The following is a 16853-nucleotide window of genomic DNA, read 5'->3' on the forward strand; positions in this document are numbered from 1 at the left end:
GCGTCATCCGATTGGGCGGGTCCGCTACCTCCTAGTACACGTCCCGGCGGTAGCGGCCCTGCGCGACGAGGTCGTCGAGGGCGGCGCGCCCCAGCATGTCCTCGAGCACGGCATCGACCCCGCCGGCCATGCCGTTCAGGCTGCCGCACACGTACACCACCGCGCCTTCGTCGATCCAGCGGCGCAGCTCGACCGAGGCGTCGCGCAGCAGGTCCTGCACGTAGATGCGCTCGGGCTGGTCGCGCGAGAAGGCGAAGTCCGCGCGCTCTATCCGGCCTTCCGCCTGCCACTGCGCCACCTCCTGCGCGAAGAAGGCGTCGTGCGCGCGCTGCCGCTCGCCGAACAGCAGCCAGTTGCGGCCATGCCCACGCTCCACGCGCGCACGCAAATGCCCCCGCAGGCCCGCATAGCCCGAGCCGTTGCCGATGAAGATGCACGGTCGCTCGTCCGCCACGAGCGCGAAGCCTGGATTGGCCACGAGCCGGAGTTCCACGTCCGCGCCCGGCGACGCCTGCGCGGTGAGCCAGCCGGAAACAAGGCCCAACCCCGACGCATGGCGCGCCTGTCGGACCAGCAGCCGCAGGTGCCCCTCGGTCTGCACCGACGCCACCGAGTAACGCCGCGCTGCGACGGCGGGGCTCGGCCGCAGTTCGACCAGCGCGCCGGGTTCCCAGTTCGGCAGGCCGCCCTGCCCGGCAGCGAGTTCGATCTCGTAGAGTGAGGGGCCCAGGCTGCCTGGGTTGAGCAGGCGGCGCGCGGCCAGCGTCCACACCGCGAAGGGCTCGACGGCGTCGACCGCATCGTCGGCATCGCCCGCATCAGCCAGAAGCTCGCCGCCGGCGCCGGTCGACGCCCCCCGCAGCGCGCCCAGTTGCCGCCGCCACAGCGCGAGCGCCCCGGCATCGCCGTTGTCCACCTCGACCATCGGAAACAGCGACTGCGCGCCGGCCGACACCAGCGCGTGGTCGAGCGTGTGGCCGAAGCCGCAGAAGCGCTCGTAGTGCCGGTCGCCCAGCGCGAGCAGGCCATAGCGCAGGTGCGACAGCGCCTCGCCACCGACCTGCGCAAGCCGTTGTGCAAAGCGCCGCGCGGCGTCGGGCGGGCCGCCCTCGCCGAAGCTGCTGGCGACGATCAGCAGGCGCTGGTGCTCGCGCAGTTGCGCGGGGTCGAGCCGCGCCATCGATGCCACGGTCACGGGCAGGCCGGCCGCTTCCAGGGCGGCGGCGCTGCGCATCGCGATGCCTTCGGCCGTGCCCGACTGGCTCGCGAAAGCCACCAGCACGCGCTCCGGTGCGAATGCGGATGCAGTGCCATCGGCCGGGCGCAGCGTCGCCGCGAGCGCGCTCCGCTCGGCGCGCACCACGCGCTTCTTGCGCCGCCGGTCGAGGTACAGCAGCCATCCGGTCACCGAGAACACCGGCAGCATCAAGGCCGCCAGCATCATCGCGATGCGACCCGGCAGGCCGAAATAGGAGCCCATGTGCAGCGGATAGATCGCTGCCAGGAAGCGCCCGCCCGCCGACTTGGCGTCATGCCGTTCGTCCTGCGCGACGTCGCCGCCGGGCAGCTTCACCGTCATGCGGTTGCGCGCGCGTTCGTGCGCGGGCGCCGTGTCGAGCCAGGTGAACAGCACCGACGGCGCGGCGCCGGAAGGCACGCGCAGGATGACTTCGCTCCAGCCACCGGTCTCTTTCGCGTGCCGATCGAAGGTGGCCCATGCCGGTGCGATGTCCACCGCGGCGGCATCGTCGCGCGCCATGTTGCGCACGCGCGGCGCCGTGCGCGCCTGCTGCGCGGCCACGCGCGGGTAGCCGGCCCATGCGTCCACGCGATCGCGCAGGCCATCGAAGGCCCAGTACAGCCCGCTGGTGGTGAACACCACGTACATCAGCAGCGCACAGGTGCCCATCACCGAATGCAGGCCCCACAGGAACGAGCGCCCCTTGAGCGCGGGGTCGAAGGTGAACCAGGCGCGCCAGTCGCGCACGCGGCGCGGCCAGCGCAGGTACAGGCCGGACAGCGACAGCAGCAGCAGCCCGACGGCCATCACGCCGGTGGCCACGCGCCCGGGTTCGCGTGGCAACAGCAGCCAGCGGTGCAGCGCCTCGACCCATTCGAAGAACGTCGTGCCGGCCAGCGGCGGCAGCGCGGTGGCCGTGTAGGGGTCGAGGTAGACGGTTTCGCCGCGCCGCTCGCCCTTCGGCGGCACGAAGATCACGCGCGCCGCAGCGCCGGGCTTTGCGAACAGCGCGAGCGTGCCGACCTGCCGTTCGGGCCACGCCTGCCGCACGGCCGCCAGCAGTTGCGGCGGCGTGAGCGGCTGCACGGCCTGCGCCGGCACATGGCGCCCGTGCGGGTTGAGGGCATCGATGATTTCCTCGCGAAACGACAGCACCGCGCCGCTCAGGCCGATGACGATCAGCACCGTGCCAGCGGTGATGCCGACGAACCAGTGCAACTGGAACCAGAGCTGGCGCAGCGAGGGAAATTTCATCTGTTGTTTCAGCGGTTGCCGGCGGCCCAGTCGACCGCTGCGTCGAACAGCAGCCGGCCGGCCGGCGAGAGGTTGGTGAAGGTGTCGTTGCCGAGGAAGAACATCACCCGCCGCGCCGGCGCGAGTGACTCGTAGTCCATGGTGGCGCCCTTCTCGTAGCCGAAGATCGCCGCCTTCTCGGGTTGGCCGTACAGCGTGGCGATGGTGGTGGCGCCCAGCCCGGGCTTGCCCCAGCTCATGCCGGCCTGCTTGACGTGGACGTTGGTCACACCGGCCGGCAAACCCGCCGCCATCGGATGCGGCGCGTTGACGAGCCACACGTAGCGTTCTTTCGCGGCCTCGCCGAAGTCGGTGTCGTGCCGCTTGCCGGTCATGGCGAGGTCGTCGAGCAGGTCGTTCTCCCAGGTGAGCAACGGCACGGGCAGCTGGCGCCACGCGGGGTTCACGTCCTTGGCCGCGACGCTGGACGAGACGACGACGAGGTCCGCGCCGGCCGCCACGGTGGGCGCGGCCGACTGGTCTTGCAAGGCCACGGCAAAACCGCGGCTCTCGAGGTGCTGCCTGAGCTTCTCGTCGACCGGCAGGCTCGGTCCGTCGCGCTGCACCAGCATCACCACGAACTTGCGTTCCTGGCCCGCCGGCTGCACGGCATGGACGCCGGCGCCAAGGCCGCACGCGAGCAGGAAGACGGCGAGCCGCCGGTTGATTTTCTTGGCGTGAAACACGTCCTTCATCTTCAGAACTCGAAGGTGGTCAGGAACGAAACCTGCCGTGCATCGCCCATGGAAATGAAATAGGTGTTCGCCGCCGACGGGTAGTAGGTCTTGTCGAACAGGTTCTTCACGTTCAACTGGAACTTCACCTTCTTGCCGTACAGGCGCGTGTCGTAGGTGGCGAATGCGTCGACGGTGGTGTAGCCCGGCAACTCGAAGCTGTTGGCCGAATCGCCCGCACGCTTGCCCACGTGGTGCGCACCGCCCCCCAGGCGCAGCCGGCCTTCGCCGCCGAACACCTGGCCGAAGTCGTACACCACCGAGACCGACGCTGTCTGGCGCGCCACGTTCCACAGCCGGTTGCCCGCGTACAACGGGTCTTCCGTGGTTTTGGCGTCGATGTAGGCGTAGCTTGCAATCGCGCTCCAGTTCTTGCTCAGCTGGCCCGCCACGTCCACCTCCAGGCCGCGCGAGCGGGCCGCGCCCGAGGTGCGCCAGTCGGTCAGCTTGGTCACGTCGTTGAACTGCGAGACCAGCACGTTCTTCTTGTGGATGTCGAACAGCGCCACGGTGCCCGTCATGCCGCCCGGCAGGTCGAGCTTGGCGCCCAGCTCCCACGACTTGGCCTCTTCGGGCTTCACCGACGCGTCGAGCACATAGCCGCTCGACAGCGGCGCGATGGTCGAGGCCGGCTTCAGCGATTGGGTGTAGCTGCCGTACAGCGACACCGTGTCGCTCCACTTGTAGATCAGCCCCAGGCGCGGCAGCAGCTTGGAGCCGTCGGTGTCGGTGTTGACCTTGAACGGGCGCCCGCGCCCCGCCAGCTGGGTCCATGCCTGATAGCGCAGCGCGGCCACCGCGATCCAGCGGTCGCTCAGGTGAATCGAGTCCTGCAGGAACAGCGACTGGTTGTGCAAGCGGTCGGTCTGGTCGCTGTCGCTGGCAGACACGGTGCTGGACGGGGCCTCGAGCCCGTACACCGGGAAGATGTAGTTGAAGGTGCGCGTGGTCGCCTGGCGCAGCAGGTCGGCGCGGTAGATCTTGCGGTACTCGGCGTCCCAGCCGAGCTGCAGGTCGTGGCGCATGCCGGCCGCCTCGAGCGTGCCGTCGACGTATGCCGTGGCGTAGCTGTCGGTGCTCAGCGCCCCGTGCGTGGCGTCGTTGCTGCGCGCGAGCGTGCCGCGCGTGGTGTTGATGCCGTTCACGCGCAGCTGGTTGGCGTCGTAGGTTTCGCGGTTGTAGCTCAGGTTCACATGGCCGGCCCAGCCGCCGCCGAACTGGTGGTCGACCGACAGCTGCGCCAGATGCGTCTCGCCGCTCATTTCGTTGAAGGGCTCGTCCAGGCGCTGCGTCCTGGGCAGCTCGAGCGGGCGCTGGGTGCGCGGGTCGAGCGCGGTGCCGCGGTCGAAGGGTGTCACGTACTTGCGGTACTCGTACCAGAACACGGCCTGCGTGTCGTCGCCGTACCAGGCGAGCGAGGGCGCCACCAGCGTCTCGCGGTGCCTGCCGAAATTGCGCCAGTAGTCCTCGTCCACATGGTCGGCGATCAACCGGTACGCGAGACCGTTCTCGCCGATGGGACCGGTGGTGTCCAGCGTGGCGCCGCTGCCGTTGCGCCCGCCCGCATAGCCCGAGCCCAGCAGCGACAGCGAGGTGCGCTGGCGCAACTGCGGCTTCTTGCTGACCACGTTGACCACACCGCCCGGGTCCATCAGGCCGTACAGCAGCGACGACGGGCCCTTGAGCACCTCGACGCTCTCGGCCGCCGCGTTCATGCCGCGGCCCTGCACCAGCGGCATGCCGTTGTGCATGATCGAGCCGTCGCGGTTGCCTCCGAAGCCACGCTTCATGATCGTGTCCTGCGTGCCGGCCAGGGTGTTGCCCTGGTTGATGCCGCTGACGTTGGTGAGCGCGTCGTCGATGTTGCGCGGGCGCTGGTCGCGAACCACCTGCGCCGGCACCACGTTCACCACCTGCGGAATCTCCAGCACCGGCGCGGTCGTGCGCAGGGTCGATGCGTCGGGCGTGGGCTGGTAGCGGTCGTCGGCGTCCGCCGGCACGGGCGCCGCGCGGGCCACCACGCGCACCGCGGGCAGCGTGCCGTCGGCGTCCTCGGCGTCTGCCGCGGACGCCGCCTGCGCCGGTGCGGACTTGCGCAGCGTGAACTCGCCCGCGCCACCTTCCACCGCCTCCAGGCCCGTGCCCGACAGCAGCGCGGCGAATCCCGCGCGCACCGTGTAGTGGCCTTGCAGGCCGCCCGACTTCAGGTCCTTCGTGCTCGCGGGGTCGAACGACAGCGCCACGCCCGAGGCCGCGGCAAAGCGCCCCAGCACTGACGCCAGCGGTCCGGCCTCGATGCGGTAGGCCTTGGTTGCAGCGCTTTGCGCAGGGGCGCCGGCGGCGGGCTCGGCGGCAGCGGCCGCAAGCGGCATCGCAAGGACGGCCGCCAGCAGGCACAGCGCCTTGCGAACGGGGGTGGGAGACGGGGGCACGGGCATTCGGGCTTCCTTCGGCATGGAGGGCTGTCCATGGCACTCGCCATGGTTCTTAGGGGTAGGCCGAACGAAACCGAAAAAGATGAAAGAAATGGCGAAGAATTTTTTTGCAACGCGGCAAGAGCAGCCGCGCGCTCAGGCCGGCACCAGCGACACCCAGTAGCGCGTCATGCCGCTCGCACGCACCGGAAACGCCCGCGTGAGGACGGCCAGCGCCTTGTCGGTGTCGTCCAGCGGAAACGCCCCTGACACCCGGATGCCGGCCACCGCCGCGTCGCACACCAGCCGTCCGCGCCGGTAGCGCGAGAGTTCGGCCACCACCTCGTCGAGCCGCCAGTCGTTCACGACCAGGCTGCCCTGCGACCAGTCGGCCGCGCCGGCATCGGCCTGCACCGGCTCGCCGATGCCGTCGCTGCCCAAGCTCACCTGCTGGCCCGCGCGCAGCGTCACCACCTGCCCGGGCCGTTGCGCGGCGCGAATCTCGACGGCGTCTTCCAGCACCGTGACGGCCGTTCGCTCGCCCTCGGTGCGCACGGTGAAGCGCGTGCCCAGCGCAAGGATGCGGCCCTGCGGCGTTGCCACCATGAAGGGCCGCGCATCCCTGGCGGCGGGCGCTTGCGGCTTGGCCGTCTCGACGAGGATCTCGCCGTCGCGCAGCGTCACGAGCCGATGCGATGCGTCCATGGCCACGTCCGCCGAGGTGCGGGTGTTCAGCATCAGCTGCGATCCGTCTGCCAGCAGCACGGAACGTTGCTCGCCGGTGCCCGTGCGGTAGTCCGCCAGCCAGGCGCGCCAGCCGCCCTGCACGCCGCCCATGTCCGCCGCCTGCCAGGACAGGTACGCGAGCGAGCCGCCCGAGGCCAGGACCGCCAGGCCGCGCAGCACGCGCCGCCGCTCGGGCTGGGCCGCGCGCAAGGTGGGCGCGGCGATGTGCCCGGGCACGCGCCTGAGGGTCGTCTGCATCGACGCCAACCGCTGCCACGCGCGCCGATGGTCGGGGTGTGCGTGGTGCCAGCTTTGCCAGGCCTCGCGGTCGGCATCGGTCGCCTCGCCCGAGCACAGGCGCGCGTACCAGGCAATCGCATGCCGGCGGACCTCGGCTTCGCGGGGGGCCAGCAGCGCGATGCCACCGCTGTCCGGGGTGCGTTCGAAGGCGGGCTTCACGGCGCCAGCAGGTAGCAGTGCTCCAGCGCCTTGAGCATGTAGTTGTTCACCGTGCGCACCGTCACATGGAGCCGCTCGGCGATCTCCTTGTAGGTCAGCCCGTCGAGCTGCGACAGGATGAAAGCCTGGCGGACCGGCGGCTTCATGCCGTCGAGCATCGCGTCGATGGCGGTGAGCGCTTCCAGCACCAGGGCGCGCTCCTCGGGCGACGGCGTCTGCGGCTCCGGCAGCGCGGCGAGCGTCTCGAGATAGGCGCGTTCGAGCGCGCGGCGCCGGTGGAAGTCGACCACCAGGCCGTGCGCGATGGTTGCGAGGTAAGCGCGCGGTTCGGCCGCGGCCACCGGCCCGGTCTTGCTCAGCACACGCACGAAGGTGTCGTGCGCGAGGTCGGCCGCGTGGTGCGAGCAGCCCAATTTCTTGCGCAGCCAGCCGTGCAGCCACCCGTGGTGGTTGCTGTAAAGCGATTGCACCTCGTGCTGCAACACGAACTCGGCGGCCGGCATGGGTTCTACGCGCAGCAGAATGCACCGCGCCCTGGATTAATACGAATAGTTCTCAATTGTAGCGAACTCGTGAGACGGCCAGGATGTAGCGCCATGTAATTTCCACGCACGCGCGTTCGACCGTTGCGCCTACAAGCACCTGCAGGGCGCCATGGAAGACTCACCGCCCATGGTGGAAGCACAAAACCTGGACCAGAACGGCCTTGCAACCCTCGCTGCGGAGTGGCGCAGGCGCGCCTTGCGAGGTGATCACAACGCGCGCGGCATCGCGCATGCGCTGGAGGTCGAACTGAGACGAATGGCGGGTGCGCCGCCACCGCCGAGGCACGAGCTGGACACCCGCCACCTGGAACTGCGCCAGGCGCGCAGCCCTTGGTGGAAGCGCTGGTAGCGCCGCCCTGAACCCCGGATTTCAGTCGTCCACGCCCTCCAGGGACCGCGCGTACAACGCCGTTTCAGCCGGCGTCATCGCATCTTCCAGCGCAGCAAGTTCGAGCTGCTCGTAGTCGTGCGCGATCCATTCGAACATGTGCGAGCGCGGCATGTGCGACAGGTCTTCGCCGTCGCACCAAGGCTGCAGCCGCGTAGCCGCGCTGCTCAACAGAAACCGCAGGTACAACGCCCGCGCCACCCGAACGGCGGCCGCCTTGTCTGGGTCCGTCAGCTGGTCCCGGTACGCCGCCAGACGCCGTTCGCAGACTGCCAAACGCACCTGTGCCTTCACCATGCCGTGGGTCGTGACATCGACCGCCCGACACCGCGACTCCTCCATGCGATGAAACTCGCACAAGACCCTTGCATAGGCGTGCTGCTGAAGAAGAAGGAGCGCGTGGTCCAGAAAGCTTGATTGCATGGTGGCCCCATCTGACTGTTTCTCGGCAGTGGGCGGGCGTAGGACTTGGCGCAAAAAAAACGCACGACCATCCTCACGACGCAGGCAGCCCGTAGCAAACTGGTCGGCCTCAAAGCCCATTCAAGGAGCTCCGATGCGCATCCGTGAACTCGCCACCGGCCTCCAGTTTCCCGAAGGCCCGATTGCCATGGACGACGGCTCGGTGCTGCTGGTCGAGATTGCGCGCGGCACCCTCACCCGCGTGCGCGCCGACGGCCTGGTGCAGAAGGTGGCCGACCTGGGCGGCGGGCCCAACGGCGCGGCCATAGGGCCCGACGGCGCGGTGTACGTGTGCAACAACGGCGGCTTCCAATGGCACACCGAAGCCGACGGCTGCCTGCGCCCCGTCGGCCAGGCCAAAGACTATTCGGGCGGCCGCGTCGAACGCGTAAACCTCGCCACCGGACGCGCCGAGCGCCTGTACGACACGGTCGATGGCAGCGCGCTGTGCGGGCCCAACGACATCGTGTTCGACGCGCACGGAGGCTTCTACTTCACCGACCTGGGCAAGACCCGCGAGCGAGACATGGACCGCGGCGGCCTGTTCTACGGCCACGCCGACGGCGGCGCAGCACACGCCATCGCGCGGCCGGTGATGACGCCCAACGGCATCGCCCTGTCGCCCGACGGGCAAACGCTCTACTACGCGGAGACCGAAGGTGCGCGCGTCTGGGCCTTCGACATCGACGCGCCAGGCCGCGTGCGAAAGGACGGCTGCCCGTCGCCGCATGGCGGGCGCATGCTCTGCGCCTCGCCGGGCGGCCACTACCAGCGCTTCGATTCGATGGCCGTCGACGCGCTGGGCAACCTCTGCGTGGCCACGCTGCTGCACGGCGGGATCAGCATCGTCGCGCCCGACGGCGCCACCGTCGAGCACGTGCCGCTGCCCGACCGCTACACCACCAACATCTGCTTCGGCGGCCCCGACCGCCGCACGGCGTTCATCACGCTCTCGGGCAGCGGACGGCTGATTGCCATCGACGACTGGCCCACGCCGGGGCTGGCGCTGAACTACGGGGCCTGAGCCGGCTGCCCTGCTCCCCCAATCGCGCTTCCATCGCACGTGAACCGCTGCACGCGCTGGTCGTTGTCGACCTCGCCTGCATAGCGGCCCCTACGGCCTAGCGCGCTCATGACAGCGCAGGTGCTGCACTCGAGCGTGAGCTCGGGCTTCACTGCGTCGCTGGGCGGTCGACGAGCGCCCGGTGCGTCTAGCAGCGCGATGCCTGTGCTCATCAATCCAATGATGCGCCAGTGAGCTTCACAAGACCCGCGTAACGCTCGAGCTCGGACTTCCAGAAGCCGGCGAAGCTTGCGGCGTCGCCAGGTTTCACTTCGGCGCCGATGTCAGCCAGCCGCTTGCTCAGGTCCCCGCTCTTGAAGGCCGTTTGCACCGCCGCGTTGAGCCGCTCGACCACCGCGGGTGGTGTGCCCGCCGGTGCGGCCAGTCCATACCAGGCATTCATGTGCATGCCCTTGATCCCGAGCTCGTCGAAGGTCGGCACGCCCGGCAGCATCGGATGACGCCTGTCCGAGGCAACGGCAATCGCGCGGATCTTTGCGCCCTTGACCTGGCCGTACGCGCCGGTGTCGAGCATGTAGTCAAGCTGGCCTGCCATCACGTCGGTCAACGCCGGCGCACTGCCCTTGTAGGGCACGTGAATGACGTCGATGCCGGCCACCGATTTGAAGAGCTCACCCGCCAGATGCGCCGAATTGCCGACACCGCCCGAACCGAAGGACAGCGAGCCCGGCTTGGCCTTGGCGGCATTGACGATGTCCGCGGGCGTCTTGTAGGGTGAGCCGGCCGCCACCACCATCACGCTCGGTATGACGGCCAGGGATGCGACCGGCGCAAAGTCCTTGATCGGGTCGAAGCCAGTGCGCTTGTAGAGGTAGGGGTTGGCGGAGTTGGTCGAGCTCGTGGCCAGCAGCAGCGTGTAGCCATCGTGCGGTTGCCGCACGAACTGCTGCGTGCCGATGTTGCCGCCTGCGCCGGCAATGTTGTCGACGATGACGGGCTGCCCCAGTTGCACACGCAAGGCTTCGGCGACCGACCGGCCCACCGAGTCAGTCGCACCGCCCGCAGGCCACGGAACGATCAGGCGTATGGATTTTTGCGGATAGGCCTGCGCGAAGGCCGGGAGTGCGGATGCAGTGGCTGCCAACGCGGCTGCGCATGCGCAGAGCCTGAGGACGGTTCGCTTGTTCATGGGTTTTGTCTCCTGGGGGTTTCGTTGTTCTGGCCGTGGTGCGCACGCGCCTCAATGCAGGCCGAGGCGATGCAGGGTGTCGGTCAGGCCGAGCAGTTCCGCGGTGGAACTTCCGTTCGCGATCGCGCGGCGGAATCCGGCCTCCTTCTCCTCGCGGGCCATTGCGCTCGCCAGCACGAGGTCGACGGCATCGCGCTCCACCATCACCAAGCCGTCGCGGTCGCCGACGACGATGTCGCCCGGCCGAACCAAGACGTCGCCGATGCACAAGGGCACGTTCAACAGCCCGGGCTGGTGCTTGCCGGTGCCTTTGATCGAAAGCCCTCGGCAGAACACCGGAAAGCCCGTCCGTACGATGGCCTCGGCATCGCGCACCGCGCCGTGGATGACGAGGCCCGCCACGCCGCGCGCCAAGGCCGCTTCCGTCAGCACATCGCCCCACGGGCCGGCCTCCATGAAGCCCTTGGCGTCGACCACCAGCACGTCGCCCGGCTTCGCCTTGAGCAGCGCATAGTGCAGCATGAGGTTGTCCGCGGGCCGCATGTCCACCGTGAGGGCCGGGCCCACGAGGCGGCTGGCCGGATCGAGCGGCTTCAGCCCGCTGTCGAACGCGCCGCGCGCACCCTGCGCCTCGTAGACGGTGGCCGTGCCCAGCTGGCGCAGGCGCTCAAGGGCCGTGTCGTGTGATTCTTGTCTCATGGGTGCGGATGATCACCCCATGAACTCGTGAACGATATTGCCGTTTTCTGCAGATATCTTCAGCTATTCTGAAGTTCTACGACGCAGGCCGCGCGGATGCCAGGGTCTTGAGCATCGAAGCGACCAGCGGTCCCTCTTCGTCGACGCGCGTCACGGCCACCACCGTGGTACAGGCCTTGAGTTCGGCCAGCCTGACGAAGGCCACGTCGCTCTGCCCGCGCTGCGCCACCGAGGCGCCCACGACTGCAAAGCCAAGGCCTGCGGCGACGAGTCCGAGCGCGGTGTGGATCTCGATGGCCTCGTGCCCCACGCGCGGCTCGGCACCTGCCTCGCGCAGCCGCGCGATCACCTGCTGTGCGAAGGAGCTTTGCGGGTCCTTGGGGTAGCTGATCAGCGGCAATTTCGACAGCTCGGCCAGGGAGATCCTGCCGCGCTTGACCGACCGGTGATCCGCTGGAACGACGACGGCGAACGGATCTTCGAAAAGCGCCACATGCCGCAGGTCCGCGGGCGGCTCCGGCGGCGCGGCGAAGCGCGACAGGCCGATGTGGATGCGTCCGCTGCGCAGCTGCGCCGGCTGGTGTTCGGACAGCAGTTCGACAAGTTCCAGCTTGACGTCGGGGTGCTTGTGCCGAAAGGCCCGCACCGCGGCCGGCACGATGGAGTTGAGCAGCGAGCGAACGAAGCCGATGCCGAGCCAGCCGCTCTTGCCCGTGGCCACGTCGCGGGTCTCTTCTTCCAGCCTTTGGCCGTTGGCCAGCAATTCCCTGGCCCGAGGCAGGAAGAACAGCCCGAGCGGCGTCAGCGTCATGGGCTTGGCGGTGCGATCGAACAAGGCACCACCGAGGCCTTGCTCCAGTTGAGCGATCTGCATGCTGATGGCGGTGGGCGCGACGAACAAGCGTTCCGCAGCCCGCGCGAGGGTGCCGCTGTCGACCACCTCGCAGAAGTAGCGCAATTGACGGAAGTTCATGGCGGCGCATCGTGCCACGGCTTCGGGGTTTCGAGAGCTACGACACCACCTGGTAATACAGGTTCTGCGGATGCTTCGCCTGCGCGAAGAAGAACCAGCGCTCGGCCAGCAGGCCCGGCGCCTGCACCGCCACCGCGAGCAACCAGGGCACGACGGCCGCGCTCGCCATGGCCCACACCACCAGCAGCGCAGGCACCACGAAGGCCAGCAGCAGGAAGCCGAGCTTCATGTTCTTCAGCGCCACCAGCGACGCACCATGAAAGAACTCGCGCGTGTTGAACGACCCGGCCGACATGCCCATCGACTTCTGCACCAGCTTGTGCGTACGGATGCCTGTGGCCGACTGCAGCGTGGACTTGTGGCGGATGCCTGCATTGCGACGCAGCGCCTTGCCGCGCGCCGCCCAGGCCGCCAGCGTGGCGACCAGCGCCCACGGCCCGAACACCTGCACGAAGCGCGCTTCGCCAGCCAGCGCCGCCATCGCACAGGCCAGCATCAGCCCCGACGACAACCCGATCAGCGTGAAGTTGACGACGGTCAGCGGATGCGCCCATTCCTCGATGAAGCGCAGGCACGCGTAGATCATCGCGGTGCAGTACCAGAGCAGCACAGCGCCACACAGCACCCCCAGCGGCAACAGCCACGACCACGGCGCGCCGAAGCCGAAGTGCAGCGACAGCCACCACAGCCCCACCAGCGCAATGAACGCCGGCAGCACGATGACCTCGCGCGACATCCACGAGGTGCGCCACATCAGCACCGCGCGCCATGCGCGTGTCTTGCGGCCCAGGTGCATGAACGATGCGGCCAGGCCCGCCACCAACAGCACCTCGGCAACACCCAGTGCCAGGCTCAAGAAGCCCGGCGCCAGTTCCAGCCCGAAGAGCGCGGCCAGCGCGAGCGTGAACACCAGCCCCTGCGCGGCGCCTGCCAGCGTGGTGAAGAAAAGAATCGAGAACGCGGGATGCATGCGGCTACTCCGGTGCCTGCGCCGGCTGCGTGATGTGCCGCGGCAGGTACTGGTTGGCCGGGTTCGTGTCCCACTCGGGCATCAGCTGGTAGCCGCCGCGCTCGCGGATGGCTTTGGAGACATCGGAGTCCGGGTCCTTCACGTCGCCGAAGATGCGCGCGCCCGTGGGGCAGGCCTTCACGCAGGCGGGCTTGCGGTCTTCCTTGGGCAACTGCTCGTCGTAGATGCGGTCCACGCACAGGGTGCACTTGGTCATGACCTGGCGTTCTTCGTCGAGCTCGCGCGCGCCGTAGGGGCAGGCCCACGCGCAGTACTTGCAGCCGATGCACTTGTCGTAGTCGACCAGCACGATGCCGTCTTCCTTGCGCTTGTAGCTTGCGCCCGTGGGGCACACGGGCACGCACGGCGGGTCTTCGCAGTGCAGGCAGCTCTTGGGGAAGTGGATGGTCTCGGTGGCGGGAAAGGCGCCGGCCTCGTAGGTCTGCACGCGGTTGAAGAAGGTGCCGGTGGGGTCGGCGGCGTAAGGGCGCTCGTCGGCCAGCGGACCGGCGCTGCCGGAGGTGTTCCATTGCTTGCAGGAGGTGACGCAGGCGTGGCAACCGACGCAGACGTTGAGGTCGATGACGAGGGCGAGTTGCTTGGCCAGGGTTTCGCCGGGCTCGGCGCGCACGGTGTTGGCATGACTCCCTCCCCCTCTGGGGGAGGGAGCGATACCGGGGCCATCAAATCCTTCAACCACTGCATCATTTCTTCCCCCTCCCCGCAAAGTACGTCAACACACTCGCCGCCTTCCCCAGCACCCCCGGCACCGACGGCATGCTCCCCATCTGCGGAAAGCTCTCTTCCGGCTCGCCCGGCTCCGCCGGCCGTATGCGCACCCGCACGTCGTACCACCCGGCCTGCCCGGTGATCGGGTCCGAGTTGCTGATGGTCCCGCTCGCCGTTCCCGCACAAGGCAGCTCCTCGCTGATCAGGTGGTTCAGCAGGAAGCCCTTGCGCGCCTCGTCCGAGCCGGGTGCGAGCTGCCACGCGCCATCGGCCTTGCCGATCGCGTTCCACGTCCACACCGTGCCCGGCTCCACCGCCTCGCTGTAGCGCAGCATGCAGCGCACCTGGCCCCAGCGGCTTTCCACCCAGCACCAGCCGCCGTCGGCAATGCCTGCGGCCTGCGCGGTCAGCGGGTTCACATGCAGGTAGTTGTGGCTGTGGATCTGCCGCAGCCACGCGTTCTGCGAGTCCCACGAGTGGTACATCGCCATCGGCCTTTGCGTGAGCGCATTGAGCGGGTACGCGGCGAGATCGGTCGCGGCTTCTTCCAGCGGCGGATACCAGAACGGCAGCGGATCGAAGTACGTGTCGATGCGCTCGCGCAGCGCATCGGGCGGCTGCCTTCCTGCGCTCTTGCCCTGCGCCGCAAGGCGAAAGCTCTGCAGCGTGTCGGAGTACAGCGCCAGCTGCACCGGGTCGTTGCGCTGGCGCCAGCCCTTGTCTTTCGCAAAGTCCAGGTACTCCCGGTTCCAGTTGCGCATGTAGTGCATGGTCTCGGGCATGTGGTACTGGAACACGCAGTTGCTCTGCGCGTAGGCCTCCCACTGCCTGGGGTTCGGCGCGCCGCGCAGGTGCTCGGTGCCGTCCTTGCCGCGCCAGCCCATCAAAAAGCCGATGCCCGGCTGCGGCTCGAAGTTGACGACGAAGTCCGGGTAGCCCGTGTACTTGCGCCCGCCCTCGGGCGTGGTGAAGGCCGGAAACTTCAGCCGCGAGGCCAGCTCGATCAGCACCTCCTGGAAAGGCTTGCACTCTCCCGTGGGCGGCACCACCGGCACGCGCACCGAATCGACCGGCCCGTCGAACTCCGAGATCGGCCGGTCGAGCATGCCCATCACGTCGTGGCGCTCCAGGTACGTCGTGTCGGGCAGCACCAGGTCGGCAAATGCCACGGTCTCGCTCTGGAAGGCATCGCACACCACCAGGAAGGGGATCATGTGTTCGCCCTTCTCGTCCTTGCGGTTGAGCATCTCGCGCACGCCCATGGTGTTCATGCTGGAGTTCCACGCCATGTTGGCCATGAAGATCATCAGCGTGTCGAGGCGGTATGGGTCGCCCTTCGCCGCGTTGGTGATCACGTTGTGCATGAGCCCGTGCGCCGACAGCGGGTGCTCCCATGAAAACGCATGGTCGATGCGGATGGGCGAGCCGTCGGGGTTGATGGCCAGCTCGTCGGGGCTGGCCGGAAAGCCCAACGGCGCCGCATTGAGCGGCGTGTTCGGCTGGATCATGCCGGGGTCGTTGAAGGCCCGGTAGTTGGGCACGATGTGGCGCGGGTACGGTGCCTTGTGCCGGAAGCCGCCCGGCGCGTCGATGGTGCCGAGCACGCTCATCAGCACCGCGAGCGCACGCACCGTCTGGAAGCCGTTGGAGTGCGCCGCCAGGCCGCGCATCGCATGAAAGGCCACGGGCCGCGCCTGCGTGCTCGGGTGCTTCTTGCCCCAGGCGTCGGTCCATGGAATGGGCAGCTCGAAGGCTTGCTTGAGCGCCGTCTCGCCCATCTCGCGCGCCAGCTGGCGAATGCGCGCCGCGTCGATGCCGGTAATGGCCTGCGCCCACTCGGGCGTGCAGCTGGCCACGCGCTCGCGCAGCAGCTGGAACGACGGCGCCACGCGCGTGCCGTCTGCCAGTGTGTAGTGGCCTTCCAGCGCCGGATCGCAGCCGTCTGCAATGCCTTCGGGGTAGGCGTTCTTCACGCTGCCGCTCGCCGTGTCCCACACCAGCTTGTTGTGCGGGTTGCGCCCGTCGCCGGGCGGGCCGCGCCCAGGGTCGGGGTCGAAAGCGAACAGCCCCTGCCGCTCGCAGTCGTCGAGCACCACCAGCTGCGGCGCATTGGTGAAGCGCTTCAGGAACGCATGGTCTAGCAGGTCGCTTGCAATCAGCTCGTGCAGCAGCGCCATGAACAGCGCGCCGTCGGTGCCCGGCTTGATAGGAATCCACTCGTCCGCGATCGCCGAGTACCCGGTGCGCACCGGGTTGATCGAGATGAAGCGCCCACCCGCGCGCTTGAACTTGGCGATGGCAATCTTCATCGGATTGCTGTGGTGGTCTTCGGCCGTACCGATCATCACGAACAGCCTGGCCCGATCCAGGTCCGGCCCGCCGAACTCCCAGAAGCTGCCGCCGATGGTGTAGATCATTCCCGCGGCCATGTTCACCGAGCAGAAGCCGCCGTGCGCCGCGTAGTTGGGCGTGCCGAACTGCCGCGCGAACAGGCCCGTGAGCGCCTGCATCTGGTCGCGCCCCGTGAACAGCGCGAACTTCTTCGGGTCGGTCGCTCGAATCCTGCCGAGCCGCTCGGTCAGCATGTCGAAGGCGCGGTCCCAGCTGATGGGCTCGAACTCCCCCGCCCCGCGCTCGCTGCCGGGCTTGCGCAACAGCGGCTGCGTGATGCGCGCGGGCGACACCTGTTTCATGATGCCCGACGACCCCTTGGCGCAGATCACGCCCTGGTTCAGCGGATGGTCCGGGTTGCCGTCGATGTAGCGAACCTCGGGCCCCTTCTCGCCGTCGCGCAGGTGCACCCGGATGCCGCAGCGGCACGCGCACATGTAGCAGGTGGTGGTCTTGACCGTGGTCTCGGCCGTGGGGGTGGGTGCCGACAGCGGGTCGTGCACCGGCTCGCGAGACAGGAACTTGAACACGGTCGGTCCTTTGTTTTCATGCGTGGCAAGACCGATCGTAGGGGCCCG

General features: G+C 68.6%; 14 protein-coding genes. 2 read left to right on the forward strand and 12 right to left on the reverse strand.

The window, feature by feature from the left end:
* Positions 1 to 31: 31 nt before the first annotated feature.
* The 5 genes from AC0IYU_RS08830 to AC0IYU_RS08850 all read right to left on the reverse strand — a co-directional run bounded on the left by AC0IYU_RS08830 (position 32) and on the right by AC0IYU_RS08850 (position 7369).
* Positions 32 to 2494 carry a PepSY domain-containing protein gene (locus AC0IYU_RS08830; protein ID WP_472115348.1) on the reverse strand — a complete coding sequence of 821 codons (2463 nt, stop codon included), beginning with the start codon at positions 2492 to 2494 and terminating at the stop codon, positions 32 to 34.
* An 8-nt stretch (positions 2495 to 2502) separates the two neighbouring features.
* Positions 2503 to 3228, reverse strand: a complete 726-nt coding sequence (locus AC0IYU_RS08835; protein ID WP_472115351.1) for a hypothetical protein — start codon at positions 3226 to 3228, stop codon at positions 2503 to 2505.
* A 2-nt stretch (positions 3229 to 3230) separates the two neighbouring features.
* Entirely contained in the window at positions 3231 to 5705 is a 2475-nt protein-coding gene (locus AC0IYU_RS08840; protein ID WP_472115354.1) for a TonB-dependent siderophore receptor, read from the reverse strand.
* Positions 5706 to 5837: 132 nt separating this feature from the next.
* Positions 5838 to 6866: a FecR domain-containing protein gene (locus tag AC0IYU_RS08845; RefSeq protein WP_472115358.1), complete on the reverse strand. Its 1029-nt coding sequence runs from the start codon at positions 6864 to 6866 to the stop codon at positions 5838 to 5840.
* The gene (locus tag AC0IYU_RS08850; RefSeq protein ID WP_435495917.1) at positions 6863 to 7369 is read right to left on the reverse strand and encodes a sigma-70 family RNA polymerase sigma factor; all 507 of its coding nucleotides are present in this window, start codon (positions 7367 to 7369) and stop codon (positions 6863 to 6865) included. Before AC0IYU_RS08850 ends, AC0IYU_RS08845 begins: the two co-directional genes overlap by 4 nt.
* Before the next feature lie 169 nt (positions 7370 to 7538).
* On the opposite strand from AC0IYU_RS08850, the gene AC0IYU_RS08855 reads away from it, so the two are divergent.
* Entirely contained in the window at positions 7539 to 7760 is a 222-nt protein-coding gene (locus AC0IYU_RS08855; protein ID WP_472115361.1) for a hypothetical protein, read from the forward strand.
* 21 nt (positions 7761 to 7781) lie between these two features.
* Here the strand turns inward: AC0IYU_RS08855 and AC0IYU_RS08860 are convergent, their stop codons facing one another.
* Positions 7782 to 8222 (reverse strand): hypothetical protein, encoded by a 441-nt coding sequence (locus AC0IYU_RS08860; RefSeq protein WP_472115364.1) that lies wholly within the window; start codon positions 8220 to 8222, stop codon positions 7782 to 7784.
* Positions 8223 to 8355: 133 nt separating this feature from the next.
* Between AC0IYU_RS08860 and AC0IYU_RS08865 the strand changes: the two genes are divergently transcribed.
* Positions 8356 to 9285, forward strand: coding sequence for an SMP-30/gluconolactonase/LRE family protein (locus AC0IYU_RS08865; RefSeq protein WP_472115367.1), 930 nt, complete (start codon positions 8356 to 8358; stop codon positions 9283 to 9285).
* A 211-nt stretch (positions 9286 to 9496) separates the two neighbouring features.
* Here AC0IYU_RS08865 and AC0IYU_RS08870 read toward each other — a convergent pair whose 3' ends face one another.
* The 6 genes from AC0IYU_RS08870 to AC0IYU_RS08895 form a co-directional block, all read right to left on the reverse strand.
* The gene (locus tag AC0IYU_RS08870; protein WP_472115370.1) at positions 9497 to 10474 is read right to left on the reverse strand and encodes a Bug family tripartite tricarboxylate transporter substrate binding protein; all 978 of its coding nucleotides are present in this window, start codon (positions 10472 to 10474) and stop codon (positions 9497 to 9499) included.
* Between the two features lie 51 nt (positions 10475 to 10525).
* Complete coding sequence (locus tag AC0IYU_RS08875) at positions 10526 to 11173, reverse strand: 4-carboxy-4-hydroxy-2-oxoadipate aldolase/oxaloacetate decarboxylase (RefSeq protein WP_472115374.1); 648 nt, start codon at positions 11171 to 11173, stop codon at positions 10526 to 10528.
* Positions 11174 to 11249: 76 nt separating this feature from the next.
* A complete protein-coding gene (locus AC0IYU_RS08880; protein WP_435487844.1) occupies positions 11250 to 12146 on the reverse strand; it encodes a LysR family transcriptional regulator in 897 nt (298 codons plus the stop codon).
* A 37-nt stretch (positions 12147 to 12183) separates the two neighbouring features.
* A complete protein-coding gene (locus AC0IYU_RS08885; protein WP_435487843.1) occupies positions 12184 to 13116 on the reverse strand; it encodes a dimethyl sulfoxide reductase anchor subunit family protein in 933 nt (310 codons plus the stop codon).
* A 4-nt stretch (positions 13117 to 13120) separates the two neighbouring features.
* Positions 13121 to 13786 (reverse strand): 4Fe-4S dicluster domain-containing protein, encoded by a 666-nt coding sequence (locus tag AC0IYU_RS08890; RefSeq protein ID WP_472115377.1) that lies wholly within the window; start codon positions 13784 to 13786, stop codon positions 13121 to 13123.
* Between the two features lie 73 nt (positions 13787 to 13859).
* Positions 13860 to 16805 carry a molybdopterin oxidoreductase family protein gene (locus AC0IYU_RS08895; RefSeq protein ID WP_472115380.1) on the reverse strand — a complete coding sequence of 982 codons (2946 nt, stop codon included), beginning with the start codon at positions 16803 to 16805 and terminating at the stop codon, positions 13860 to 13862.
* Positions 16806 to 16853: the final 48 nt, after the last annotated feature.

Source organism: Variovorax sp. AC103 (genome assembly GCF_979254005.1).

Bases quoted from the DNA above. Each gene is read 5' to 3' on its own strand.
- AC0IYU_RS08860 (WP_472115364.1), bottom strand. From the start codon at position 8,222: ATGCAATCAAGCTTTCTGGACCACGCGCTCCTTCTTCTTCAGCAGCAC.
- AC0IYU_RS08855 (WP_472115361.1), top strand. From the start codon at position 7,539: ATGGTGGAAGCACAAAACCTGGACCAGAACGGCCTTGCAACCCTCGCT.
- AC0IYU_RS08835 (WP_472115351.1), bottom strand. From the start codon at position 3,228: ATGAAGGACGTGTTTCACGCCAAGAAAATCAACCGGCGGCTCGCCGTC.
- AC0IYU_RS08850 (WP_435495917.1), bottom strand. From the start codon at position 7,369: ATGCCGGCCGCCGAGTTCGTGTTGCAGCACGAGGTGCAATCGCTTTAC.
- AC0IYU_RS08875 (WP_472115374.1), bottom strand. From the start codon at position 11,173: ATGAGACAAGAATCACACGACACGGCCCTTGAGCGCCTGCGCCAGCTG.
- AC0IYU_RS08870 (WP_472115370.1), bottom strand. From the start codon at position 10,474: ATGAACAAGCGAACCGTCCTCAGGCTCTGCGCATGCGCAGCCGCGTTG.
- AC0IYU_RS08885 (WP_435487843.1), bottom strand. From the start codon at position 13,116: ATGCATCCCGCGTTCTCGATTCTTTTCTTCACCACGCTGGCAGGCGCC.
- AC0IYU_RS08830 (WP_472115348.1), bottom strand. From the start codon at position 2,494: ATGAAATTTCCCTCGCTGCGCCAGCTCTGGTTCCAGTTGCACTGGTTC.
- AC0IYU_RS08840 (WP_472115354.1), bottom strand. From the start codon at position 5,705: ATGCCCGTGCCCCCGTCTCCCACCCCCGTTCGCAAGGCGCTGTGCCTG.
- AC0IYU_RS08865 (WP_472115367.1), top strand. From the start codon at position 8,356: ATGCGCATCCGTGAACTCGCCACCGGCCTCCAGTTTCCCGAAGGCCCG.
- AC0IYU_RS08880 (WP_435487844.1), bottom strand. From the start codon at position 12,146: ATGAACTTCCGTCAATTGCGCTACTTCTGCGAGGTGGTCGACAGCGGC.